The organism is Ruminococcus sp. (assembly GCF_019423705.1).
Taxonomy (GTDB): Bacteria; Bacillota; Clostridia; order Oscillospirales; family Ruminococcaceae; genus Hominimerdicola.
The window spans coordinates 70084-95689 of sequence record NZ_JAHZAX010000004.1; the positions used below are offsets into that span (position 1 = coordinate 70084).

The window sequence follows — 25606 nt, forward strand, 5'->3', positions numbered from 1 at the left end:
TTTCCGATATAAAATATATCATATAAATGTTAGCAAACAATGAACGATGTCAAATAAATACCGAGCCTTCGTCCAGCGCCTTGTTTTCAAGAAGATGAGCCTTGCCACCGGCGGTCACGAACAGCCTGTAAATAAATACGCTGACCTTTTCGCCGACCTCAACAGTCGGTTCGTCAAGTCCACGCCTTGCTGTGAGAAGTTCTCCGTTGGTGCGTATCTTAAGCTCTGTCGTGTCGCCTCTGAATGAAACACGCTCAACAACGCCCTCGGAAGCGGAACTGCCGTAACGCATAAATTCCGTCTTTTTTGCAACCTTTACGAACTCAGGTCTGATGATAGCCTCGTCAGCGTTTTCCACCTCGTCAAAGGTGTTGAACTTCTGATAGTCTTTAACAACAGTCGTGTGTCCGAAAAACGCCGCCGAAAACGCCGTCTGTGGGTTTTGATAAACTTGATAAGGCGTTCCGATCTGCTCGATACGGCCTCTGTTGGTAATGATTATCTCGTCTGCGACCTCGATAGCCTCGTCCTGATCGTGGGTAACGAAAATGCTCGTCACCCCAAGCTTTTCGATCATATCCTTGAGCCAGATCCTAAGGTCTTGCCTTACCTTTGCGTCGATAGCGGCGAAAGGCTCGTCAAGGAGCAAAAGCTGTGGGTTCGGCGCTAAGGCTCTTGCAAAAGCTACACGCTGGCGCTGTCCGCCCGAAAGCTGTGAAGGGTAACGCTTTTCAAGTCCCTCCAGCCCGATGAGCTTTATAAGTTCCATAACACGTTCTTTTGTGTATTTCTTGTCAGCTTTTTGAACTTTAAGACCGAAAGCCACGTTGTCATAAACTGTCATATATCTGAAAAGAGCGTAGTTCTGAAACACAAAACCGATTCCACGCTGACTTGGTTTCAGATCGTTCACCACCTTGCCGTCAATAACGATCTCGCCGCTGTCGGGGGTCTCAAGTCCTGCTATCATTCGCAGGATAGTGGTCTTGCCGCTGCCGCTTGGGCCTAAAAGGCCGATAAGCTTGCCCTTTTCTATTCCGAAATTCACGTTGTCGGAAGCCTTGTAATCTCCGAAAACCTTGTTTATATTTCTAAGCTCAACGTACATTGCCATCCCTCTTTCCCTTGTGTTCAAGAATATTTCTGACAATGAGTATCACCACAGCCATTGCCGCCAGCAGAGCCGACACAGCAAATGCTCCCGTGAAGTCATAGCCTTGATAAAGAAGCTCGATATGGAGCGGCATTGTGTTGGTCTTGCCTCTCAGATGTCCCGAAAGCACCGATACCGCACCAAATTCGCCCATAGCTCTTGAAGCGCAAAGCACGATACCGTAAAGCAGCGCCCATTTGATATGCGGCAGCGTGACTTTTCTGAATATGTAAAAGCCTTTCGCTCCCATAAGCGCCGCAGCCTCTTCCTCGTCCTTGCCCTCGGCATTGAGAACAGGTATTATCTCCCTCGAGATAAAAGGGAATGTTACGAACACAGTCGCCAATATAACGCCAGGCACAGCGAAGATTATCTGAATGCCGAAATATCTGAGATAAGGATATATAAAGCTTTGTCTGCCGTAGGTCAAAAGAAAGATAAGTCCTGCGATAACAGGGGATATTGTCAGCGGCAGGTCGATAAGCGCCGAAAGCACTTTCTTGCCCTTGAAGCTGAATTTTGTTATCGTCCAAGCGGCATAAAGTCCGAAGATCGTGTTTATTATCACGGAGAACGCCGTGGCTTCCAACGTCAGCAGTACAGATTTCAAAGCGTATTTATCGGTAACAGCTTTCAGAAAAACGCCTATTCCGCTGCCGAAAGCCGTCACAAGCACATAAATAAGAGGAAGCACCAGCATAACGCCGAGAAACAGCACGCTTACCACAATGAGTATCCACTTCACCGCTCCGCCTTCTTTTTTGCCGTTCATTTCACTTTTCTCCTTGCTTTTTTATGTTGATGTTATGCCACGCTTCCTATCTTTTTTGAAGCTCTGCTCTGAACGATCGCATTCACAAGCAGTATTATAAACGCCATTACGAGCATAACAAGTGCGATAGAAGTCGCTCCCGAATAATCAAATTCCTGTAATTCCGACATTATGAGCAGGGGAGTTATCTCCGTCTCATAAGGGGTGTTTCCTGCAATGAAGACCACGCTGCCGTATTCGCCGAGACATCTTGCGAAAGCCATCGTCATTCCTGCGAATAGCGCAGGCTTTATCTCGGGGAGTATCACTTGGAAAAACGTCCTTGCCCTTGAAGCGCCCATTATGCCAGCCGCTTCCTCATAAGAGCCGTCTATCTTTTCAAGCACAGGCTGAATGCTTCTCACCACGAATGGTATTCCGACGAACACCATTGCCACCGTTATGCCTATGCGTGTGTAAGCAATATCAATGCCGAACTTTGCGAATATCTTTCCCACCCAGCCGTTTGATGTTGTCAGATGAGTGAGGGCAATGCCTGCCACAGCAGTCGGCAAAGCAAATGGCAGCTCTATTATGCCGTCAAGAATGCGCTTGCCTGGGAATTCGTATCGCACCAGCACCCACGCTATGATAAGCCCCATTGCGCCGTTTATTATCGCCGCAATGAGCGCAGTCAAAAGGCTGACCTTGTAGCTTGCCAGCACCCTCGGCTTTGTGACGTTTGCGATGAATTCCGAAAAGGAAAGCTCTGAGGTATACACCACTAGCGAACACAGCGGTATAAGCACCACAAGCCCCAGTATCGCCACCGTGACCCCAAGTGAAATGCCGAAACCCGGGATAACGCTTTTTGTCTTTTTCTGTTTTATTTTAGTCTCTTTTGCATTATCCATTGTGTTCCAAAGCCTTTCGTAAAAATCTGCAACAATTATTCGCAAATACTATTTTTCATATATCGAATCGAATATTCCGCCGTCGGCAAAATGCTTCTTTGTGGCTTCTTTCCAGCCGCCGAAGTGGGAAATGTCCGTCAGATCGACGCTTGTGACTATCCACTTGCCGTCTTGTGGGATATCCTTTATAACATTGCTGTCCTTTTGATATTCATACTTTTCAAGAACGCTCTCGTCCGTTGGTCTGTAATACCACTTTGCTTCAAGCTCCTGCGCCTTTTTTGAATAAAGGTAGTTAAGATATTCCTCTGCAACGTCTCTCGTGTCACGCATATCAACAACCTCGTCAACAATGGCAACAGTCGGCTGACAAAGTATCGAAGCGGACGGCACGACTATCTCATAATCTCCCGAATTCTCTTCCAGCGAAAGGAACGCCTCGTTCTCCCAAGCGATAAGCACATCGCCCTGTCTGTTCTCGACAAATGAAGTCGTCGCACCCCTTGCGCCAGAATCCAGCACAAGCACGTTCTGATAAAGCTTTTTAATGCTGTCCTCGATCTGCTGTTCGCTCTGTCCCTGCTTCTCGAAATAATACCAAGCCGCAAGATAATTCCACCTTGCGCCGCCCGAAGTCTTAGGGTTCGGCGTTATAACGCCAACGTCGTCACGAAGCAGATCGTTCCAGTCGTGAATGTTCTTTGGATTGTCCTTTCTCACAAGAAAAACTATTGCCGAGGTGTAAGGTGAGCTGTCAAGTGGGAACTCGTCAACAAAGTCGCCGTCGATAAGCCCTGCGTCCTTTACAGCGTCGATATCAGCTTCCAGCGCCAGCGTAACAACATCGGCGTCAAGGCCGTTTGCAACTTCAAGCGCTTGCTTGCCCGAACCGCCGTGAGACTGAATGACCTCGATATCATTTCCGGTCTGCTGCTTCCAATGCTCCGCAAAAAGCTGGTTGTATTCCTCGTAAAGCTCTCGTGTAGGGTCGTATGATACATTTATAATATAACCGCTGTCAGAAGAGCCGCAGGACGAAAGCCCCGTGATAAGAGCAGCGCAGGTCAATGCTGCCACGATCTTGCGTAAATGTCTGCGTTTTTCGCATTTTCTGCATTTTCTGCCCACTTTTTATCTCCTCTTTTCTTTGTGAAATGTAATCATACTAAATTGATAGGATTGCTATGTTATTATTATAAACGCTCCGCCCCCGATTGTCAATAGCCCTAAGTTAACTTTGTGTGAATTTTACACAAATGATATAATTAAAAGCATTCTTTTGTTGGCTTTATATATAAACCGCATAAATGAGTGCATAACAACGCCATTTGCCGCCGTTGACAATGAATTGAATATGTGATATATTTAGTTATATTAAAACATATAAGAATAATAGGATATAGAACATAAAAAGCAGGGGCGGAGATAAAATGTCGGAGATAAAAGCACATTCACTATTGAACAGGGTTGAATATGATCGTTTTAATTGCATAAGCATAAACTATAAGCTTTGCGACAAAAATTTCCGCAGCCTTTTCACATTCAGCGACAGCACCAGTGAAAAGCTGCTTTTTTCCGCAGGGGATAAAAGCCCCGTGCTCCTTTGCACCTGCAATCGCACCGAGCTTTACTGCTTTGGCGGCATTTCAGCGGCAATAAAGCTTCTTTCCGACAATATCGCCGACCATATCGACCCCGAAGAGCTAAAGCGCAGGCTTATGATATTCAGCGGCGAGGGCGCAGTAAAGCACCTTTTTTCCGTTGCTTGCGGAATAGAATCAATGGTCATAGGCGAGGACGAGATACTCGGTCAGATAAAATCCGCCTATGCCTATTCAAAGGAGCGTATCGCCCTTTCGGCGGAGTGCAATATGATATTCCAAAGCGCCGTTACGACGGCAAAACGTATCAAGACCGAGACTGAGCTTTCAAAGACCTCCGTCTCCACCGCCACCCTTGCGGCAAAATGCGCAGCAAAGCTTTGCGAAAACGTCACCGTTATGCTCATCGGCGCAAGCGGAAAAATAGGCACAAGTCTGCTCAAAGACCTGCTTTCCTATAAAAATGTCAAGGTGCTTGCAACTTCTCGCAGCCATAACAGAGAGTTTGAGCTTGCCTCAGAGAACCCCTCGCTTGAAATTATCCCCTATGACAAGCGCTATGACTATATAAATAGGTGTGATTGCGTGATATCTGCCACCACCAGCCCTCATTTCACCCTCACGGCGGATAGGATAAACACAGCCGAAACCCAAATGCCAAAGCTTTTTATCGACCTTGCCGTGCCAAACGATATCGACCCTGCGGTGACAGATAAGGGCGCAAAGCTTGTTGATATCGACTATTTCTCAAAGCTTGCGGAGGAAAACAACGCTCAGAAGCTTGACAGCGTTGAAAGAGCCAAGGCGATGATAGAAGAGGATATGGACGAGCTGAAAAAACAGCTTGCTTTCCACAGCTTCCTGCCGAGATTTTCGGCTATGGAAGCCGATCTGGAGCGCCTTTCCGCAAAGGAGCTTTTCTTTAAGCTGAAATCAGAGCTTTCGGGGGACGCATTTTTGCAGGTGATAAAAGTGCTGAACGATCTTGAGATCTTAGACAATTTTGACAAACCGAAGCAGGGAGGAAAATAAAAATGCCGTACTTTCCGTTTTTTGTGAATATTGAAAATTCTCCCTGCCTTGTGGTGGGCGGCGGAGTGGTTGCTTTGCGGAAGATAGAAAAGCTTCTGCCTTTCAAGCCCCTCATCACGGTGACGGCTACCACAGCCGCAGAGGAGATAAAAGCCTTTGCAGCAAAGGGGCTTGTGAATCTTGAAGAGCGCCCATTTTGTGACGATGATATCGCAGGCAAGGCTTTCGTTATCGCCGCCACAGGTGATGAAGGGCTTAACAGCCGTATTTCTGAGCTTTGCAAAGCGCATAATATCCTATGTAATGTGGTTGACAGCCCTGAGAATTGCACATTCTATTTCCCAGCCCTTGTGAATAAGGGCGACGCCTGCATTGGAATTTCCACCGCAGGAAAAAGCCCGACATTGGCAGGATTTTTGCGAAAAACTATCGAGGACGATATCCCTGTCAATACGGCGCAGATTTGCGATATAATGGGCGGCCTTCGTGATATCGTGCTGGAAAATATCCAGACGGAAAAGGCTCGCAAAGAGTTTATGGCGAACGCTTTGCAGCTCTGCCTTGAGCTTGACGACACCGCCCTTGAAAAGCTTTCGCCGGAACAGCTTTTTGATATCATTATGATAAGTTCAGAATATTCGGGAAATGGGGTCGAATGATAATATGGCAGATAACACCAATTATACTAACCATACCATTAAAATAGGCACAAGAAAAAGCCGCCTTGCAATGGCGCAGACAAGCCTTGTGGCGGAGCGCATAAAAGCCCTTTTTCCGCAGGTCAAGATCGAGATAATCCCATTCACCACCAAGGGCGACAGAACACTTGACAAGCCCCTTGAAGTCATCGGCGGAAAGGGCGTTTTTGTGGGTGAGATCGAGACCGCTCTCAAGGCCTGTGAGATAGATATGGCCGTCCACAGCGCAAAAGACCTGCCCGTTGACCTTGCAGAGGGCACGGCGGTATGCGGCGTTTTGGAGCGTGGCGACTATCGTGATATGCTTATAACAAAAAAAGGCAGATCTATCGCAAAGGACGAAAGCTTTTTGGCAGGCACAGGCAGTAAGCGCCGCCGTGAAAATCTTTTGAAGCTTTATCCGAACGTCCGCTTTGGGAATATCAGAGGAAATGTTGACACACGCCTTGGGAAGCTTGCAAACGGCGACTTTGACGGCATAATACTTTGTGCCGCAGGCATAGAGCGGCTGGGGCTTTCAATGGCGGATTATGAGGTGAAAAAATTCACCGCCGATGAGTTTATCCCTGCCCCTTGTCAGGCGATAATAGCGGTGCAATGCCGCATTGAAAGCTTTGCCGCAGAGGTTGCGAACGCCATTTCCCACAAGCCAACAATGGAAAGCTTTGAGGCCGAACGTGAAGTCGTTAAGCTTCTCGGCGCAGACTGCACAGTTCCAGTGGGGGCGTTCTGCTCTATCGAAAACGGCAGGGCAAAGCTTATTATCTCAGATGGAAAAGGCAGATATGCGAGCGGCGAATGTGCAAAAGGCGAGCATATCCGATTGGCAGGAGAGCTGGTGAAAAAGCTATGAGCAAAAATAATACGATCAATACCGCAGGCAGGGTGATATTGGCAGGGGCAGGCTGCGGCGATCACGATCTTATAACAGTCCGTGGGCTTGAAGCGGTCAAAAGCTGCGATGTGGTGGTATTTGACAGCCTTATAGATAAGCGGCTGCTTGATTTTTGTAAAGAGGGCTGCGAGAAAATCTGCGTCGGCAAACGTGCAGGACACCACAGCGCAAAGCAGGAGGATATAAACGCCCTGCTGGTGGAAAAGGCCAAAAGCGTGAAAAATGGCGGAATTGTGCTGCGGCTCAAAGGCGGCGACCCTTTCGTTTTCGGCCGTGGCGGCGAGGAGATAATGGCTCTGCGTGAAAACAATATCCCGTATAGCCTTATCCCCGGCGTTACGTCGGCGGTCACAGCACCCGAGCTTGCAGGCGTGCCCGTCACGCACCGCAGAACGGCTAGAAGTTTCCACGTTATAACAGGCCACACCGCCGACGATCTTTTGCCCGAACAGCTTGAAAGCTACGCAAAATGTGGCGGAACGCTGGTGTTTCTTATGGGGCTGAGAAATCTCACCGATATCGCCCATCGCCTTATCAAGGGCGGAATGAGCGCCAACACTCCAGCGGCGGTGATATCAAAAGGCGCAACAGCCGACCAGCGATCGGTCAGAGCAACTCTTGGTGACATTGCCGAAAAAGCGCAGGCTGAGAATATCCTTCCCCCAGCGGTGACGGTGGTTGGAGATACCGCCGCATATGATCTTTCGCCAACGTATATACCGCCATTGTACGGCGTTTCAGCGGCAATAACTTCGACCTTGGGTCTTGCAAAACGGCTTATCAAAGCTTTCGGCGACCTTGGCGCATATGCCTATCGCTGTGGCGGTTTTGATATCGTTGAAAACAAGAGCGAAAAAGTCGCAAACGCCTTTGAAAATATCGCCGCAGGGGAGTTTGATTGGATAGCTTTGACAAGTCCCAACGGCGCAGAAATTTTCATCAAGCGCCTTAAAGACTTCCGCATTGATCTGCGAAGATTGAGCGGAGTGAAAATTGCGGCAATAGGCAGCGGAACGGCGAAAAAGCTTGAAAACGCAGGCCTTATCCCCGACCTTGTGCCTGAAAAGTACAACTCTGCCGACTTTGGCGAAGCTTTGGCGCAGAATATCGCAAATGGTAAAAAGCTTTGCATACTGCGTTCCTCAGAGGGTTCGGCTGAGCTTTTAAAGCCGCTGGAGCAAAATGGCATAGCATTTGAGGATATCCACACCTATGAGCCTTGTTATGGCGGCGGTGAAGTTATACAAGCGGACTATGCAATATTCGCAAGCGCTGGCGGCGTGCGAAGCTTTTTCGGCGGCGGAGGACAGCTTTCCGACCACACGAAAAGCGTTGCTATCGGCGAAGTGACCGCCAAAGAACTTGCAAATTTCGGCATAAATTCACCCCTTATCCCCGAAGTCAGCACGACAGAGGGTATAATCGAGCTGGTACAAAGGGACAATGCTAAATAATATTAAGCTTATATGTAGGGGCGAAAATTGTTGTTCGACAAGGCTCACAACAATTTATGTTCGCACGTTGGTTGATTGCTTTGTTTGGCAAATTCGGACTTATATCGTTTAGCTGTTATATGCTACACCTGTTTTGTCATACAAATTATAATTTATTTTATATACTATATAAAAAGGAAGCGCATAAAAATGAGAAGATTCAGACGTTTAAGAGCAAATGGGTCAATGAGAAGAATGGTTCGTGAAACAAGGCTTTCCCCTGCGGACTTTATCTATCCCATATTCGTCGCAGAGGGCGAGGACATTATGAAGCCCGTTGACTCAATGCCCACGGTCTATCAGTATTCCGTTGATAATCTGGAGCAGATTTTGCCGCAGATAGCCGAAAGCGGCATTTCGGGACTGCTTATTTTCGGTATCCCAAAGCACAAGGATGAGCTTGCTTCAGAGGCCTATAACGACAATGGCGTTACTCAGCAGGCGGTGAGATATATCAAGGCGCACTATCCCAATCTGCTTATAATTGCCGACGTCTGCCTTTGCGAATACACCAGCCACGGCCATTGCGGAATGGTCTGCGGTGAAAAGATACTCAATGACGAGACCCTGCCGTTGCTCAGCAAAATGGCTGTTGGCCTTGCAAAAGCAGGGGCAGATATCATCGCTCCCTCAGATATGATGGACGGCAGAGTGGAGGCTATAAGAGCCGCCCTCGATGAAAACGGCCTTGCGGATATACCTATTATGTCATACAGCGCAAAGTTCGCCTCGGGATATTATTCGCCATTCCGTGACGCCGCAGAGTCCGCACCGGGCTTTGGCGACAGAAAGTCCTATCAAATGGATCCTGCCAACGGCAGAGAAGCTATTCGTGAGATCGAGGACGATATCGAAGAGGGCGCAGATATGGTAATGGTAAAGCCTGCCCTTGCTTATCTTGACGTGCTAAAAGAAGCAAGACAGCGCTTTGAATTGCCTATCGCCGCATATAATGTCAGCGGAGAGTTCTCAATGGTCAAGGCCGCCGCACAGCTTGGCTGGATAGATGAAAAGCGTATCGTTATGGAAAATATGACCGCCATAAAGCGTGCAGGCGCAGATATCATCATCACCTATCACGCCCTTGACGTGGCAAAATGGATAAAGGAGGACGAGTAAAAAATGGCAAATTTAAACTTGAATTTGAATACCGCAAAGTCCGAAGCCCTTTACAAGACCGCCTGCGAATTTATGCCGGGTGGAGTGAACAGCCCTGTAAGAGCCTGCAAGGCCGTTGGCACAGTTCCGCTTTTTATCGACCACGCCAAAGGCTCGAGGATATGGGACGAGGACGGCAATGAATTTATCGACTATGTGTGCTCTTGGGGGCCGAACATTCTCGGCCATTGCTGCGAGCCTGTCATAAACGCCGTAAAGGCCGCCTGCGATAAGGGCTTGACATTCGGCGCTTGCCATAAGAGCGAGATAACCCTTGCCCAGCTTATCCAAAAGAACTTCCCCTCAATGGAAATGCTCCGCCTTGTAAATTCCGGCACAGAAGCCGTTATGAGCGCAATAAGAGCCGCAAGGGGCTTCACAGGCCGTGACAAGATCATAAAGTTCGAGGGCTGTTATCACGGACATTCTGACGGACTGCTCGTCAAAGCCGGTTCGGGACTTATGACACAGTCTATCCCCTCGGGAGCAGGCGTGACCGCAGGCTGCACAAAGGACACTCTCCTTGCGAAATACAACGATACCGCCTCAGTTGAAAAGCTTTTCGACCAGTTTGGAAGGGACATCGCCGCACTTATCGTTGAGCCTTGCGCCGCAAATATGGGCGTTGTTCCGCCTGAGGAGGGTTTTCTGCAATTTCTCCGTGATATCACAGAGAAAAATGGCGCAATGCTGATCTTCGACGAAGTCATCACAGGCTTTAGACTTTCCGACGGCGGAGCGCAGAAGCTTTTCGGCGTTACCCCCGACCTCACGACCCTTGGCAAGATAGTCGGCGGCGGAATGCCTTTGGCTGCTTATGGCGGCAGGCGTGAGATTATGGAATGTGTCGCCCCTCTCGGCTCAGTCTATCAGGCAGGCACGCTTTCGGGCAACCCCTGCGCAGTTGCCGCCGGTATCGAGACCATAAAGCAGATAGAAAATATCCCCGATTTTTACCAAAAACTTGATGAAAAGAGTGCGGCGCTCCAGACGGCAATGGAGGCAAAGGGGCTGAACGTCAATCGTCTTGGCTCACTTATGACAGTATTTTTCACCGACAAAAAGGTAAAAAGCTATGATGAAGCAAGAGCCTGCGACACCGCACGCTACGGCGAATTTTACCGCCATATGCTTTCAAATGGCATTTACATTGCCCCCTCACAATTTGAAGCGATGTTTGTTTCATATGCTCACAACGATGAAGATATATCTACAACTATCTCTTCTCTTTAAAAATGCGAGACGGTTTCATATGAAACCTATTGAAATTTCACACAATGTATGTTATAATGGTTTCATATGAAACTGATGTGAAACCTAACGTGAATTTTGTGAAATAAGGAGCACAATAATTATGAACATTTCAGAATTTGCCAGCATTGCAGGGGTGTCGAAATCGGCGGTGAGCAGATATTTCAACGACGGCTATGTCAGCGAGGACAAGCGAAAGCTTATTGAAGCCGCCGTGAAAAAAACGGGCTATTCGCCGAGCACGCAGGCGCAGAACGTCCGCACAAGGATAACAAAGCTTGTTGGCGTGATAATACCGAAACTTTCCAGTGAGAGCATTTCAAAAGAGGTGGAGGGCATAAGCCGTGTGCTCAGTGAGCAGGGCTATCAATTGCTGCTTGTGAACGCCGCAAACGACCCTAAAAAGGAAGTGGAATACCTCGAACTGTTTAGAAATAATCGTGTGGACGGCGTGATATTTTTGGCTTCGATATTTACGCCATTGCACGAGGCTGTGCTCAAAAAAATGCACGTCCCTGTTGTGATCGTGGGGCAGGAATATCGTGGGCTGAGCTGCGTTTGCCACGACGACAGGCAGGCGGCTTATGGCGTAACGGAGCTTATGATAAGAAATTGCCGCACACGCCCTGCTTTCATCGGCGTGACGGAGGAGGACAAGGCGGCAGGACTTGCCCGAAAAGAGGGCTTTTTGCAGGCTTTGGCGGACTATGGAATGGAGATAAAAAAAGAGAATATGGCGACGGCTGAGTTCAAAATGGATTCGGGATATGAAAAGGCTGCGGCCATTATCAAGAACGATGAGACCCCCGATTTTCTTTTCTGCGCAACCGATACTATCGCCGCAGGAGCAATGCTTTGCTGCAAGGAAAAGGGGCTGAGAGTTCCCGAAGATATTATGATCGCAGGCATTGGCGATTCGCAGCTCTGCAAGGTTATGTCCACAACGCTGACTTCGGCGCATTTTCATTACAAGACCGCAGGTATCGAGGCGGCGCAAATGCTGCTCTCCTCACTTAAAAAGAACAGCCCTGTGCCGAAAACGCTGACCCTTGATTATGAGATAATCGAGCGTGATTCGACGGCGATGAAATAGGGTATATATTTTTTACGGCTGGGAAATCTCGGCCGTTTTTTGTTTTCTTGTGCAAAAATGCAACAAAATGACAAATGAAATGTGAAACTGTGTGAAACCATACAAGAGGGGTCTATAAGTTTATATTATTTGTCAATGGACATAAAGGGGCAAATGTAATATAATATAGACAGTGAAATTGGTACCACATTTTTTGTGAAACCGTTGCAGAATTTCAGTCCGGACAAAAAATAAAAAATACATAAAAAGGACGGGATATTATGGATTACAGAAAGTCAGCACGGGAAATTCTTTCTGCTATCGGCGGCAAGGAAAATCTCGCAAGCGCAGCACATTGCGCAACAAGATTAAGGCTTATAATCGCCGACAATAATAAAGTCGACAAAGAGACCCTTGAGAACATCGACGTTGTAAAGGGCGTTTTCGAGGCTTCGGGACAGCTTCAAATAATCATCGGCACGGGAACAGTCAACAAGGTGTATGATGAATTTATCGCAGAGGCAGGCGTTGAAGCTGCTTCAAAGGACGATCTCAAGGCGCAGGCTGCGCAGAAGCAGAACTGGTTCAAGAGACTTATCAAGACCTTGGGCGACGTTTTCGTTCCAATAATCCCTGCTATCGTTGCAGGCGGACTTATAATGGGCATTATGGAGGCGCTGAACTTTATGTCGGCAAACGGCTTCATAAGCCTTGACACGGACGGCTATGTATTTACGATATTCAAGCTGCTTTCAAATGCGGCGTTCACATTCCTGCCTATCCTTATCGGCTATTCGGCAACAAAGGTGTTCGGCGGAAACCCATATCTTGGCGCTGTTATCGGAATGTTCCTTATACACCCCGATCTGCAAAACGCTTGGACAGTTTCAACAATGGGCTATGAAAAGACCTTCTCGATCTTCGGACTTTTCAACGTTCATATGGTAGGTTATCAGGGTCACGTTATCCCCATAATAATCGCTTCGTTTATTCTTGCAAAGATTGAAAAGAAGCTTCACAAGGTCGTGCCCGATATAATCGACCTGTTCGTTACACCGCTGGTGAGCCTTACTGTTACGGCTTTTGCGGTATACACTTTCATCGGCCCTGTATTCGTTGCCCTTGAAAACGGCATTATCACAGGTGTTCAGAAGCTTATAATGATACCATACGGCATTGGCTCGTTTATTATGGGCGGCTTCTATTCGACAACAGTCGTTGCAGGTATTCACCATATGTATACTGTTATTGATATCGGTCAGCTTGCAAAATACGGTGTTACATACTGGCTGCCGCTTGCTTCCGCTGCAAATATGGCACAGGGCGCTGCCTGCCTTGCAGTCGCTATCAGAAGCAAGAATAACAAGGTAAGATCAATGGCATATCCTTCCGCACTTTCTTGTATGCTCGGTATCACAGAGCCTGCTATATTCGGTGTTAACCTTAGATTTGTTAAGCCTTTCATTTTCGGCGCTATCGGCGGTGCAGCAGGCGCTATGGCAGCTTCTATCCTTCACCTTGGTGCAACGGCAACAGGCGTAACTGGCATTTTCGCTATCCTGCTCACACTCAATCACCCTGTTAAGTACATAATCTCAATGGTTATTGCAATGGGCGTTGCCTTTATCCTCACTTGGTTCTTTGGCACAAATAATGAGCAGATCAGAGGCAAAAAGGCTGAAAAGTCTGAGAAGTCTGACGATACAAACAACACAGCAAATACAGCAAACACAGAGAGCGTTCCTGCTATCGAGGCAGTTGACGACAGCGTTATCATCGCACCGCTCAGCGGCAAGGTAGTAAAGCTTGAAAATGTTCCAGACGACACATTTGCGCAGGGTATACTCGGACTTGGCGCTGCTATCGAGCCGTCAGAGGGCAAAGTTATCGCCCCAGCAAGCGGAACAGTCGAAACCCTTTTCGACACTTATCACGCAATAGGCCTTAAACTTGACAGCGGCAAGGAGCTGCTTATCCACGTTGGTATCAATACCGTTGAGCTTGGGGGCGAGGGCTTCAAGCCGCACATCGCAGAGGGCGACCGCTTCACAGCAGGACAGACCCTTATCACATTCGATATCGACTTCATAAAGAGCAAGGGCTACAAGACTATCACCCCTGTACTGGTGGGCAATTCGGACGATTACGCTTCCGTTGAGCCAATGGCAGAGGAGGACTGCGACATCACAATGGGCGAAAAGCTGCTCAAGGTTATGGCGTAAGATCGCATATTTGTATATTGCGAATCAATTAGCTATCCATACTTCATAATATATCCTAGATATGGTTGCATTTTGCATTTGGTTTTGCGAGAACAGTTTGCGGCTTCTGTATAATTTGATATAGGAGCTGCAAATGCACCATATCGGAAATTTGTAATTCATCGAAGATTAATTTGTAAATATCGGTAAGGTTTTAAAGATATAAGGAGATAAAAATGAACAATACAGAAAAGATCGCAAACAGAGAGCGCATTAAAAACGCAAAGTGGCGTCAGAGATTTCACCTTGAGCCTCCCGACGGCTGGCTCAACGACCCTAACGGCTTGAGCTGTTATAACGGCGAATATCAGGTGTATTTCCAGTACAGCCCCGAAAGAGCCGACGGCAAGACCCCTCGTGGCTGGGGACATTATCACGGCAAAGACCTTTTCCATATGCAGTACGACAGGGCGGTTATGATGCCAAGCATTGCGGAGGACGCAAACGGCGTTTATTCGGGCAGCGCTGTCGAAAATGACGGTGTTCTGCATATTTTTTACACGGGCAATGTGAAATTCATCGGCGATTATGATTACGTTACGGCCGGCCGTGGGGCGAATGTTATCCACGTCACCACAACGGACGGCAGCGATATGAGCGAGAAGCAGGTGCTGCTCAAAAACTGCGATTATCCCGATTACTGCTCCTGCCACGTCAGAGACCCGAAGGTCTGGAAAGACGGAGCGGTTTGGAAAATGGTGCTTGGTGCGAGAACTCTCGATGACAAGGGCGCAGTGCTGGTCTATCAGTCGGAGGATCTTGTGAACTGGACTTTTACGGCGAAAGTTTTCAAGGACGGCTATGGCTATATGTGGGAATGCCCCGACTATTTCGAGGTGGGCGGAAAGGGCTTTTTGAGCACCTGCCCACAGGGTATGGAGCATTTTGAAACAAAGTGGCAGAACCTTAATCAGTCGGGCTATTTTCCCGTTAATGGCAGGCTGGAGGACAGTCAGCTCGGTGATTTTATCGAATGGGATATGGGCTTTGATTTTTATGCGCCGCAGACTTTTGAGGACTGCAAGGGCAGGCGTATTTTGATCGGCTGGCTTGGAATGGACAACGAGGCTTACGGCAATGCGACTGTTGACCTTGGCTGGCAGCATTGTTTGACTTTGCCGAGAGAGATAACTCTTGGGGAGGACGGAAAGCTTAGACAGCTTCCTATCGCTGAGTTTGAAGAGCTTAGAAAGAGCGAAAGGGAGCATTTGGACGGCGAGGTGAAAGAATATCCTTTGCCATTGGAGCTTGAGGGCGAGACTAAAGGCGAGGGCGATTTTGCTATCGACTTTGACGGCAAGCTTGAGTTTAGATTTGACAGCGCAAAGGGGCTGTTTTCGATGGTGTTTAGTGATGAAAAGTACGGCAGCGGCCGAAAGGTGCGAAATGCTGAGGTCGCAAAGGTCGAAAGCATAAGGCTTATTGCGGATATGTCTAGCATTGAGGTCTATCTCAACGGTGGCGAGGTGGTAATGTCAACGAGATTTTATCCCGATGAGAAAGTTTCGCTGGCTGTAAAGGGCTTTGACGCAAAGGTTTGGGACTTCTGAAAGGGGGAATTTTTATGACAAAAATTAACACTCATAAAACTCTTATGGCTATCGGCGAGGCGCTGATAGACTTTATCCCCTCTGAAACGGGCTGCCCATTTGAGGACGTGAGCGCTTTCAGTCCGAAAGTCGGCGGTGCGCCTGCCAATGTTTGCGCAGCTTTCACGGTGCTTGGCGGACAGTCGAAATTCATCACCCAGCTTGGCGACGACCCTTTCGGCCACAAGATCGAAAAGGCTCTTTCTGCGGCAAAAATCGACACTTCACTTGTGAAATTTACCGACAAGGCAAACACGGCGCTGGCTTTCGTGAGCCTTGAAGAGGACGGCAACAGGACGTTTTCTTTCTACCGCAAGCCCTCTGCCGATATGCTGTTTTCGGCGGAGCAGGTGGAGAAAGAATGGTTCGATGATTGCTACGCTTTGCAATTTGGCAGTGTGTCGCTGGGGGATTTTCCGATGAAGGAAGCCCACAGGCGTGCAATATCTTATGCTCGTGAAAATGGTGCGCTGGTAAGCTTTGACCCTAATCTGCGCTTTCCGCTTTGGAGCGACAGGGAAGCCCTTCGTGCGACTGTCAACGAGTTTATCCCTTTGGCGGACATTGTAAAGATATCAGACGAGGAACTTGAATTTATCACGGGAGAGAGCGATATAACCGCTGCGCTGCCAAAGCTTTTCACGGGCGAGGTAAAGCTCGTTATATACACCTGCGGCGCAGCGGGAGCGTACGCTTTCACCAAGAGCGCAAAGGGCTTCGCAAAGAGCGCAAAGGTCAAGGCTGTTGACACCACGGGCGCAGGCGACGGCTTTATAGGCTCATTTCTCTATGCCCTCAGTCAGCTTGACGTGACGGCGGAAAATGTGGGAGATCTCAGCGGCGAACAGCTTGAGCGGTGCATTGATTTTTCAAACCGCTTCTGCGGCGAAAGCGTTCAGCACCGTGGTGCGATAGACTCTTATCGGAAGATGGAATTTTGATACAAGATAGGTACAAATTCAAGTGGGATGTCGAGGACGCCGTCCCCTACAATAATATCATATAAACGATAAAAATTATAATTTGTTATCCCTTTTTTGAACTTTACCATATAAAAAGACTGGCTCGGGTAAACGCTCGGGTCAGTCTTTTTGCTTTAAAATATGAAATATGATGAAGTTTTCTTGTGCTTCTGGTTTTTGACTATTCGATAACAAGCTCTTCCTTTTCGGAATTTGTTCCCTCGATATGGAAGGAGTTGAGCACAGGCTCGTCTCTGTTCATAAGGGAGAGGATCATATAGCTTGCGGTCTTGTCATAGGCAAGGCGCTTGTCCTCTTCTGATGGGCGTGATGGCGACTCTGGGTGAGAGTGCCAGTTGCCAAGTGGTACAAGTCCTTCCGCTCTCATATCCTTGATGGCAGCAAGCTGCTCTTTTGGGTCGAGAGAGAAATGCTCGTTTGAATGGTCGATATTTGTGAGGAGATAGACTTTCTTTATTATCTTGTCTGAACCCTCTTTTACGCCGCCGATAAGTCCGCAGGCTTCGTTTGGAAGCTCGCTTTCAGCGTGGCGCAGTATCTTTTCATAATCGCTTTTGCTGAGTTTTATCATAGATGTACACCGTCACATTCTGCCTGTTCATAGTCGATAAGCTCTGTGATAGTCGGGTGCTCGCCGCAAACTGCGCAGCCCTTTGTATCGTGTGGGAGCTTTACCTTACGGAATTCCATTTTAAGTGCGTCATATGTGAGCAGATAGCCTGTGAGAAGGTCTCCCACGCCAAGGATATACTTGACAGCTTCCATTGCCTGAAGGCTTCCGATAACGCCGCCCATTGCGCCGATAACGCCTGCCTGCTTACAGGTCGGAACAGCGTCCTTCGGTGGTGGGTTCTTGAATACGCAGCGGTAGCAAGGTCCCTGACCAGGAACGTATGTCATAAGCTGACCCTTGAATCTGATGATACCGGCGTGTGAGAAAGGCTTTTTAGCCATTACGCAGGCGTCATTGATAAGGAACTTTGCAGGGAAATTATCTGTGCCGTCGATAACGAAATCATAGTCCTTGATGATATCCATAATGTTTTCGCTGTCGATGAAGGCACGGTATGTTATGACCTTAACGTCAGGGTTGATAGCTTCCATTGTTTCCTTTGCGGAAAGAACTTTCGCCTTGCCAACGTCCTGTGTTGTGTGGATGACCTGTCTCTGAAGATTTGAGAGATCGACTTCATCTGCGTCCGCAATGCCGATAGTGCCGACGCCTGCGGCTGCAAGATACATAGCGGCAGGTGCACCAAGTCCGCCTGCGCCGATGATGAGTACCTTTGCGTTAAGGAGCTTTTTCTGTCCCTTTGCGCCGACTTCTTTAAGAATGATGTGGCGTGAGTAACGCTCAAGCTGTTCGTTTGTGAATGCCATTACTGACCGCCTCCCATAAAGTAAAGAAATTCTACTACGTCACCGTCTTTGAGCGTTGTGCTCTCGAATGCGCCGCTTTCAACAAATTCGTCGTTGATAGTTACTGTAACGTACTGTGGGGTCTCAACGTTCTCGTCGATAACGAGTTGTGCTACTGTAAGACCCTCTGCAACTTCCTTTTTATTGCCTGCAACTGTGATTGTCATAAAACATTCTCCTTATTTTTTATTTTGATTTTTACTAAATTATTGTACTCTTATTAATTTTTATTTTACCGAAGCGATAGTCTCTTCTAGCTGAGCTTTCTTTACTGCCCCTGTGAGACGTGCTTTCTCTTCGCCGTCCTTGAAGAAAACAAGTGTCGGAACGCTTGTCACGTTATACTTCTGAGCGGTCTCGGCGTCAAAGTTTATGTTTAGCTTTACAAGCTTCACGCTGTCGGCATTGGCTTCTTCGGTCTCCGCCAGCAGGGGAGACATTCGCTTGCAGGGAACGCAGGAATCTGAATAAAAGTCCGCAATTACGAGCTTTCCTGCTTCCTTTATCTCTGCTTCAAAGGTATCGTTATTTGCTCTTACTGCCATTAATCTCCCACCTTTTCAACTATGAGGTCGTAAGTGCCGTCCTCGTTGTCGATAAGCTTGAGTATCTTGTGACCCTCTTCCTTAATGCTTCTCGGCACGTTCTGGACCGGCTCGCCGTCATTCATTCTTATTGAAAGTATCTGACCTTCGTCAAGCTCTTCAAGAGCTACCTTTGCCTTCACGAAAGTTGTGGGGCAAACCACGTCGGTGATATCTACTGTATCGTCAATTTTGTAATCAGCCATTGTTGTAAACCTCCAGTATAGTATTTCTGAATTTCTCTCTGCCAACTCTGTCGATTGTGAATTTGAATCTCTCGCCAGGGTTTGCGTTATCGTCAAAGAACTGTATAGCGGTGTCGCATATCTTCATAAGGGTCTCCTTATCCTCGATGAATGGGATAACAGTTTCGCCCTTGTTGATGTGGTTGCCGAAAAGTCCGCCGAATGAAACGATATATCCGTGGATAGTATCCCAAGCTTCTGTCGGGCAGGCTTTAAAGCAGCGTCCGCAGAAGTTGCACTTGCTTTCGTCAAGGACGATCTTGCCGTCCTCCATTGTAAGAGCGCCCTGACGGCAGGCTTTTACGCACACGCCGCAGCCGATACAATCGGATTCTTTCCATTTTACCTTTATTCCGCCCTTGATACCAACGTCGTTCTCTTCGGATTTAAGGCAGTTGTTCTGACAGCCTGTGATACCGAACTTGAACTTGTGCGGAAGCTCTCTTGCGAAATATCTTTCGTCAAGTTCCTTTGCAAGAGCGTATGTATCTATACAGCCGCTTGGACAGACTGCTGCGCCCTGACAAGCTGTGATAGTTCTAACTCTCGGACCGCAAACGCCCGGCTCTGCATCGCCCTTTGCAAGAGCCGCCTTTACCTCGTCGATATCGTTAAGCTTTATAAAAGGTATCTCAACGCTCTGACGGGAGGTGAGGTGAACATAGCCCTCGCCGTATTTATCGGACACCTCAGCGATAGCAGCAAGCTGCTTTGCCGTAAGGTTTCCGCCGACCACTCTCAGTCTGAGAGAGAAGTTATTTTTCTGCTTTTGGCGCATAAATCCGCCTTTTTTTAGTGTTGCGTAATCAACTGCCATAGTGTTTTCCTCCTGTTTTAAAGGTTTTCTATGGACTGCTTAAAGTCCTCGATCAAATCCTCTGTATCCTCTATACCAACGCTTATTCTTATGGTATCCTCAAACACGCCTGCGTTTATCTTCTGCTCCTCGCTGCCGTGGGCGTAGATAGTGCTTGCAGGGTGGATGACAAGCGTTCTTGTATCTCCGATATTAGTTGCATTAGTTGCAAGTTTCAAGCCGTTTATAAGCTTGAAGGCTCTTTCTTTTGAGCCTGCTCTTATTGTGAGTATGGCACCGCCCTTGCCGCCGAGCTGGCTCTTGCAAAGTTCATAGGACGGGCTGCTTTCAAGTGCGGGATAATTCACGCTTATGCCCTCGCAACTCTCGAAAAATTCGGCGAGCTTCAATGAATTGTGGCAACATCGCTCCATTCTAAGTCCCAGCGTTTCCATTCCCACGCTGTTCATAAAGGCGTTCATTGGAGCGAGGCAGCCGCCGACGTTTCTCCAAATGCCGTTTCTAAGTTTTGCGATATAAGCGAACTTGCCGAACTTTTTATATTCCGCAAGGCCTTTATATTTTTCATAGTCCCACTTGAAATTTCCGCTGTCGACTATCACGCCGCTTATGGAATTTCCGCCGCCGTTGAAATACTTTGAAGTCGAGTGGACAACGATATCAGCGCCGAAGTCGAATGGGTTGATGATATAAGGCGTAGCCGTTGTGCTGTCTATAACAAGGACTGTATTGTTTTCGTGGGCAAGTTTTGAGACGGCTTTAAGATCGACTATCTCAAGGTTCGGGTTTCCGATAAGCTCGGCGAAAACAGCCTTTGTATTCTTATTTATAATAGGAGCGATCTCTTCGGCGGTGACGTGCTTAACGAAGTGCGTTTTGATACCGAAAGCGGCGAGGTCGCCAAAAAGGTCGATAGTTCCGCCGAAAAGTCCGGCGCCGCAGATTATCTCGTCGCCTGCTTTGAGGATATTGAGCAGGGACATTGTAACCGCAGCCATTCCCGAGGCACAAGCCACGGCGCCCACGCCTTTTTCAAGTGCGTTGACCCTATTTTCAAATGAAGCCACCGTTGGATTGCTTATTCTTGTATAGGCGTATCCGGGTGCTCTGTTATTAAAAACCTTTTCAAGCTGTTCGGCAGATTCCTGCGCAAATGCGCTCACCTGATAAATAGGTGTAAGAGTTGAGCCTGTTGTTTTCTCCGGCTCAAAGCCGCCGTGCAGCAAAGCTGTATTGAATTTCAAAAGGACATACCCCCTGTCAGATCATCACGGGCGATACAAAACCGCTTGTTGCCGTGCTTTGATCGTGTTTTGAAAGACAAAGCTTCAAGTTCTGTCTTATCTTATGTGCTAATTATACAACATAAATCATATAAAGTCAATAGGAATACTAGATATTTAACATTTCTTTTAAATTATCAGCTTATTTTTATGAAAACTCTTGACAGTTTGCTCAAAAAAGTATAAAATATATTATGTTGATAGGATTAGTATGATTAAGATTATTAAAATGTGAGACGAAGCCGCCACGCTTTTTCCTATAATAATTAATAATGAAATGATTTTATAAGGCGGCGGAACACAAAGCGAAACAGGAGGTGCGCTAATGAAGATATCAACAAAGGTAGAATGTGGAATAATCGCCATTGCTGACATTGCCATAAATTCGGCAGACGGTGAGACCGTCACGGTTTACAGCGTAGCAGAGCGCAGAGGTATATCAGGAAAATATCTTGAGCAGGTGCTTTCATCGTTAAGGCACGCAAAGCTCATCAAGGGAATAAAGGGTTCAAAGGGCGGATACATTCTTGGCAGGAGCGCCGGCGAGATCACTCTCAAGGACATAATCGACGCACTTGACCCGTCGGTACTGGGAAATGACATTGCGCTTTTAAATTCCGAAAACAGCGAATTTGCAAAGGTGCTTGACGAATTTATGTGGAGCAAGATCGAAGATCAGCTGCGAAAATTCGCTCGATCGGTGACTTTAGAGCAGCTTATCGAATATTATGACAAAGAAGCACTTGAAAAAACCGCCGAACCGATGTATTATATTTAATAGTTCGCTTTTTTAAATTCGCATACTCTGGAATACGGGCGACGTGCTTTGTAGCCCGAAGACGGGACAAGCATTAAACCGTACAAGGTGCGATTGGTGTGGTTTATATACAATGTAGGGGCGAACATCGTTCGCCCGTTTGGATTATCGGCATTATTTATGAAACTGCCCGTTGGTTACCACGTTTTTGACAGCCTAAACTTGACATTTTGCGTGTATCGAATGTTCAATAGCTAATGGCTCATATTATACAACGTGCGTGTGTATGGCTCACGAATAATATTCACCTGTCTGTCGAAAATACTTGTAGGGCGAAAATTGCGAATTTATCAAATTTATTTTTATAATTTTTATCATCGGAGAAGCATTTAAAGGAGTGTGACAAAATGAGCGATATCAGAAAAGCTGATTATGACGTTATTATAATAGGAAGCGGCCCTGCCGGTCTGACTGCCGCAATATACGCTGCAAGGGCGACCCTTTCGGCGCTTGTGGTGGAAAAGGACTTTATGGGCACGGGGCAGATATCCATTACTGAAAGGGTGGATAATTATCCGGGGCTTTACGGCATAAGCGGTTATGATCTGGGCGAGAAGTTCAGAGAGCAGGCTGAGACCCTTGGCACGGAATTTTTCGAGGGCGAGGCTGAAAGCTTTGTCAAAAAAAACGGCTTGTGGGAGATAACATTCAAGGACGGCGCAGTCAAGACCGCAAAGGCTGTTATTTATTCCGCAGGCACTTCATACAGACACCTCGGCGTAAAGGGTGACGGCAAGCAGCGCATTTCATATTGTGCGGTATGCGACGGATTTTTCTACAAGGACAAGGTGGTTGCGGTGATAGGCGGAGGAGACACGGCGCTTGGTGACGCACTTTATCTTTCAAAGCTTGCAAAGACTGTTTTCCTTATCCACAGGCGTGACCAGTTCAGGGCTTCAAAGGCTTTGCAGAAAAAGGTTGCTGAGACCGAGAACATCGTGCCTGTTATGAGCGCAGTTTTGTCGGAAGTCACGGGCGGAGACAATGCCGAAGGGCTTGTTTATACGCAGGGCGGCGAGAGCAAGTCCGTTGCGGTGGACGGCGTATTCTGCGCCGTGGGAAGTATCCCCAACACCGACCCGGTCAAGGGCGTATGCGACGTTGACGGCGGCGGATATATCATCGCAGGAGAGGACGGCGTGACCTCGGCAGAGGGCTTCTTTGCGGCAGGCGACGTGAGAACAACTCCGCTCAGACAGGTGATAACGGCCTGCGCAGACGGTGCGAACGCACTTTCATCTGCGGAGAGATATATTTCGGAGAAGTTCTGATAAAAAAATTCAAGGCGGATAATGCTTTCGGGCATTGTCCGCTTTTGTTTGTGCAAATAAAGTGCTGGAAATAAAAATATATCGAAAAAAATAGGACACAAAAGAACGGGCGAACGATGTTCGCCCCTACATATGCGCTTAAATACGCCATTTTAATGTGTAGGGGCGACCTTCGGTCGCCCGATGATTTGCTGTTTTCGCCGTTTTTGTTGTGCTAATAATTAAGAAGCCTTAGCGCTCTTTCTTATCTCTGTATAACCATTTGGTGATGGTATCTCGTAATCATCGGTGGAGTTTATGGCTCTCATCATTCCTGCGATAAGGTCGGGCTGAGTGATCTCAAGGGTGTTTCTGTCGATTATGCCGAAGCCCTTGTCGCCGTTGTAGCCGTTATCCCAGTAAATGCAGATCACGCCGTTTTTCTTTGCCGCCTTGATAAGATATTCCGACCAGTAACGTCTGAACTCGTTGTAATCTGCGAACTTTTCCGTCTTGTCCTGTGCGCCGAACTCGCCGATTATTACAGGGTAGCCTTGGCTTACGAACTTTTCGTTGAGCAATTGCATTTGCTGGTCAACGTAATCTTCTTGTCCCCAGTTGTCGTAATTTTTGACAGCGTATTTGCCCCATTGGGTTCTTGCGGTCTTGTTCTCGTCGATAGTGAAGTTGTATGGGTCGTAATAATGAACTGATACCATTATCCTCTTTCCGTCAGCCTTGCAGCCCTCATCGGTAGGGAGCTTGAAGCCGTAATCGCCGGCTGTGTATTCGATATTCGTGTTCCAGCCCGGGATAAGAAGCCAGCGCTTTTCATTGTTTGAACCTGTCGATCTTACTGTGTCAACGAATATCTGATTGTACGCGTTGATGTTCTCATATGCGTTTGAGTCGGGCTTGCCATAGTCATTGTTGAACTCTTCGTTCATTGACTCGAAGATAAGGTGCTCGTCATAATCCTTGAAGCGGTCAGCGATCTGCTTCCAAACCTTGCCGTACTTGTCCTTTATCTCCACCTGCTTGTCGTCGTCCTCTGCGCATAGCAGCCAAGCGTGGTCGACAGTGTAATAACCGTCGCCGTGCATATTCACAACTGCGAACATATCGTTGTCAACAACATAGTCAACGACTTCCTGCACTCTGTCAAGCCAATCGCTGTCGATAGTGTATTCAGGACCGTCGCCGATCATATCGAGATATGAAACAGGTATTCTCACCGACTTAAAGCCCTGTGCTTTAACGGCGTCGATAAGCTCCTTTGTTATCTCGGGGTTGCCCCAGCAGGTCTCGCTAGGAAGTCCGCCGCTGGAAGCTTCCAGCTGGTTGCCCAAATTCCAGCCCAGACCCATTGCCTCTGTGATAGCGGTCTGGTCAAGGTCATTGAACTTGACTTTGTTTTCCTCGTCCTTGCTTTTTCCGCAGCCTGTCATAGCCGCCATAACGCCTGCCATAATAAGTGCGGCGGAGCGCATCAAAAATCTTTTTGCTGAATGTGATGAATGTTTCACTCAGATAACCTCTTTCCCTCGGGGATATCCCCATAATTGCTTGTGGTAATCGTTTACTTGATGTGAATATTATAGCACATACTATATTCTTTTGCAATAGCTTTTTGAGCATTTTCTGTGACTTTTTGTGCAATATGCAAAAGTTTTATATTTGACAACAAGCTGTGACCGTGGTATAATAAACGGGTAAAGGCAACTAACTATGATTATATAAATGCACAAATTTAGACAGGAGCGTAAAAAATGAATTACGAGGCATTGAAAAACAATCTTATAGATGTTATAAAGGAATCGCAGCTCAAGCTGGGCTATTCGCCGAACGATGTGGGGATATTTTATCCCCTAAGGGCGCTGAACAATCTCCTTGATGAAGACCTTGACGTTGAGGGTATGAAAAAGGCTCTCGATGATTTCAGCGGCTATGCAAAGGACACTATCGGCGAGACAAGCTATAAGTATTCCGAAACAGAAAAGCGCTTTGGCATAACGGTTCCTGCAAAGGGCGTGAAGTTTATCCACGAAAGCGTTGAGGAGCCTGTTTTTCTCAAGGCGCTGCTTGAAAAGCTCTATTCGGGAGCAAAGGCGGCGGATTTTGAGGAGCTTTTCAGAAGCTTTTCCGACAACGTGCATTTTGAGCAGATCGAGGACGACGAGTTCGATTATCTCGCATATTTCCCCGATGGCAAGCCCGACAGCTATCGCTATTGTCTGAGCGACGATCTCGGCCATGTCAGCTATCACCGCTTTACGCCAAAGGATTTTGCTGATCTGGATATAAAGTAATAATAAAAATACCGCAGGACGACTGATCTCG

The 25606-nt window shown here is 47.5% G+C and carries 25 protein-coding genes; 13 read left to right on the forward strand and 12 right to left on the reverse strand.

The features are described 5' to 3' along the window. Window positions 1–49 precede the first annotated feature (49 nt). Genes QZ371_RS04445 through QZ371_RS04460 form a run of 4 tightly spaced genes read right to left on the reverse strand, consistent with a single transcriptional unit; the run spans window position 50 to window position 3868 of the window. Window positions 50–1108 (reverse strand): ABC transporter ATP-binding protein, encoded by a 1059-nt coding sequence (locus QZ371_RS04445; RefSeq protein ID WP_295209995.1) that lies wholly within the window; start codon window positions 1106–1108, stop codon window positions 50–52. Then, the gene (gene cysW / locus QZ371_RS04450) at window positions 1098–1925 is read right to left on the reverse strand and encodes a sulfate ABC transporter permease subunit CysW (RefSeq protein WP_295209998.1); all 828 of its coding nucleotides are present in this window, start codon (window positions 1923–1925) and stop codon (window positions 1098–1100) included. The genes QZ371_RS04445 and cysW overlap by 11 nt, the downstream gene beginning before the upstream one ends. 32 nt (window positions 1926–1957) lie before the next feature. After that, the gene (cysT, locus tag QZ371_RS04455; protein ID WP_295210001.1) at window positions 1958–2818 is read right to left on the reverse strand and encodes a sulfate ABC transporter permease subunit CysT; all 861 of its coding nucleotides are present in this window, start codon (window positions 2816–2818) and stop codon (window positions 1958–1960) included. Between the two features lie 48 nt (window positions 2819–2866). Beyond that, entirely contained in the window at window positions 2867–3868 is a 1002-nt protein-coding gene (locus QZ371_RS04460; protein ID WP_295210329.1) for a sulfate ABC transporter substrate-binding protein, read from the reverse strand. 380 nt (window positions 3869–4248) lie between these two features. Between QZ371_RS04460 and hemA the strand changes: the two genes are divergently transcribed. From hemA to QZ371_RS04510, 10 genes are all read left to right on the forward strand, one after another. Beyond that, window positions 4249–5451 (forward strand): glutamyl-tRNA reductase, encoded by a 1203-nt coding sequence (gene hemA / locus QZ371_RS04465; RefSeq protein WP_295210003.1) that lies wholly within the window; start codon window positions 4249–4251, stop codon window positions 5449–5451. A gap of 2 nt (window positions 5452–5453) precedes the next feature. After that, window positions 5454–6110: a bifunctional precorrin-2 dehydrogenase/sirohydrochlorin ferrochelatase gene (locus QZ371_RS04470; RefSeq protein ID WP_295210006.1), complete on the forward strand. Its 657-nt coding sequence runs from the start codon at window positions 5454–5456 to the stop codon at window positions 6108–6110. A 4-nt stretch (window positions 6111–6114) separates the two neighbouring features. After that, window positions 6115–7002: a hydroxymethylbilane synthase gene (gene hemC, locus QZ371_RS04475; RefSeq protein WP_295210009.1), complete on the forward strand. Its 888-nt coding sequence runs from the start codon at window positions 6115–6117 to the stop codon at window positions 7000–7002. Then, window positions 6999–8498: a uroporphyrinogen-III C-methyltransferase gene (gene cobA / locus QZ371_RS04480; RefSeq protein ID WP_295210012.1), complete on the forward strand. Its 1500-nt coding sequence runs from the start codon at window positions 6999–7001 to the stop codon at window positions 8496–8498. Before hemC ends, cobA begins: the two co-directional genes overlap by 4 nt. A gap of 189 nt (window positions 8499–8687) precedes the next feature. After that, the gene (gene hemB, locus QZ371_RS04485) at window positions 8688–9656 is read left to right on the forward strand and encodes a porphobilinogen synthase (protein ID WP_295210015.1); all 969 of its coding nucleotides are present in this window, start codon (window positions 8688–8690) and stop codon (window positions 9654–9656) included. 24 nt (window positions 9657–9680) lie between these two features. Then, window positions 9681–10928: a glutamate-1-semialdehyde 2,1-aminomutase gene (hemL, locus tag QZ371_RS04490; RefSeq protein ID WP_366558697.1), complete on the forward strand. Its 1248-nt coding sequence runs from the start codon at window positions 9681–9683 to the stop codon at window positions 10926–10928. Window positions 10929–11049: 121 nt separating this feature from the next. Continuing rightward, the gene (locus QZ371_RS04495; protein WP_295210019.1) at window positions 11050–12039 is read left to right on the forward strand and encodes a LacI family DNA-binding transcriptional regulator; all 990 of its coding nucleotides are present in this window, start codon (window positions 11050–11052) and stop codon (window positions 12037–12039) included. 260 nt (window positions 12040–12299) lie between these two features. Beyond that, window positions 12300–14240 carry a PTS beta-glucoside transporter subunit IIBCA gene (locus tag QZ371_RS04500; protein ID WP_295210023.1) on the forward strand — a complete coding sequence of 647 codons (1941 nt, stop codon included), beginning with the start codon at window positions 12300–12302 and terminating at the stop codon, window positions 14238–14240. A gap of 215 nt (window positions 14241–14455) precedes the next feature. Continuing rightward, window positions 14456–15829, forward strand: a complete 1374-nt coding sequence (locus QZ371_RS04505; RefSeq protein ID WP_295210024.1) for a glycoside hydrolase family 32 protein — start codon at window positions 14456–14458, stop codon at window positions 15827–15829. A gap of 14 nt (window positions 15830–15843) precedes the next feature. Then, window positions 15844–16809, forward strand: coding sequence for a carbohydrate kinase (locus tag QZ371_RS04510; RefSeq protein ID WP_295210027.1), 966 nt, complete (start codon window positions 15844–15846; stop codon window positions 16807–16809). Between the two features lie 202 nt (window positions 16810–17011). Here QZ371_RS04510 and QZ371_RS04515 read toward each other — a convergent pair whose 3' ends face one another. Genes QZ371_RS04515 through QZ371_RS04545 form a run of 7 tightly spaced genes read right to left on the reverse strand, consistent with a single transcriptional unit; the run spans window position 17012 to window position 21160 of the window. After that, entirely contained in the window at window positions 17012–17422 is a 411-nt protein-coding gene (locus QZ371_RS04515; RefSeq protein ID WP_295210029.1) for a M67 family metallopeptidase, read from the reverse strand. Next, window positions 17419–18231, reverse strand: a complete 813-nt coding sequence (gene moeB / locus QZ371_RS04520; RefSeq protein ID WP_295210033.1) for a molybdopterin-synthase adenylyltransferase MoeB — start codon at window positions 18229–18231, stop codon at window positions 17419–17421. Before moeB ends, QZ371_RS04515 begins: the two co-directional genes overlap by 4 nt. Continuing rightward, window positions 18231–18437: a sulfur carrier protein ThiS gene (thiS, locus tag QZ371_RS04525; RefSeq protein ID WP_295210036.1), complete on the reverse strand. Its 207-nt coding sequence runs from the start codon at window positions 18435–18437 to the stop codon at window positions 18231–18233. Before thiS ends, moeB begins: the two co-directional genes overlap by 1 nt. Window positions 18438–18497: 60 nt before the next feature. Then, window positions 18498–18815, reverse strand: a complete 318-nt coding sequence (gene trxA / locus QZ371_RS04530) for a thioredoxin (RefSeq protein ID WP_295210039.1) — start codon at window positions 18813–18815, stop codon at window positions 18498–18500. Then, a complete protein-coding gene (locus QZ371_RS04535) occupies window positions 18815–19060 on the reverse strand; it encodes a sulfurtransferase TusA family protein (RefSeq protein ID WP_295210041.1) in 246 nt (81 codons plus the stop codon). The genes trxA and QZ371_RS04535 overlap by 1 nt, the downstream gene beginning before the upstream one ends. After that, window positions 19053–19916, reverse strand: a complete 864-nt coding sequence (locus QZ371_RS04540; RefSeq protein ID WP_295210043.1) for a 4Fe-4S binding protein — start codon at window positions 19914–19916, stop codon at window positions 19053–19055. Before QZ371_RS04540 ends, QZ371_RS04535 begins: the two co-directional genes overlap by 8 nt. 17 nt (window positions 19917–19933) lie before the next feature. Continuing rightward, window positions 19934–21160: an aminotransferase class V-fold PLP-dependent enzyme gene (locus QZ371_RS04545; RefSeq protein WP_295210046.1), complete on the reverse strand. Its 1227-nt coding sequence runs from the start codon at window positions 21158–21160 to the stop codon at window positions 19934–19936. A gap of 364 nt (window positions 21161–21524) precedes the next feature. Between QZ371_RS04545 and QZ371_RS04550 the strand changes: the two genes are divergently transcribed. Then, window positions 21525–21977, forward strand: a complete 453-nt coding sequence (locus tag QZ371_RS04550; RefSeq protein WP_295210049.1) for an Rrf2 family transcriptional regulator — start codon at window positions 21525–21527, stop codon at window positions 21975–21977. A 386-nt stretch (window positions 21978–22363) separates the two neighbouring features. Beyond that, on the forward strand, window positions 22364–23287 hold the full coding sequence (locus tag QZ371_RS04555; protein WP_295210052.1) for an FAD-dependent oxidoreductase: 924 nt from the start codon (window positions 22364–22366) through the stop codon (window positions 23285–23287). Window positions 23288–23508: 221 nt separating this feature from the next. Here QZ371_RS04555 and QZ371_RS04560 read toward each other — a convergent pair whose 3' ends face one another. Beyond that, entirely contained in the window at window positions 23509–24792 is a 1284-nt protein-coding gene (locus tag QZ371_RS04560; RefSeq protein ID WP_295210055.1) for a glycoside hydrolase family 5 protein, read from the reverse strand. A 243-nt stretch (window positions 24793–25035) separates the two neighbouring features. Between QZ371_RS04560 and QZ371_RS04565 the strand changes: the two genes are divergently transcribed. After that, on the forward strand, window positions 25036–25575 hold the full coding sequence (locus QZ371_RS04565; protein WP_295210058.1) for a DUF3877 family protein: 540 nt from the start codon (window positions 25036–25038) through the stop codon (window positions 25573–25575). The last annotated feature ends 31 nt before the right edge of the window (window positions 25576–25606 follow it).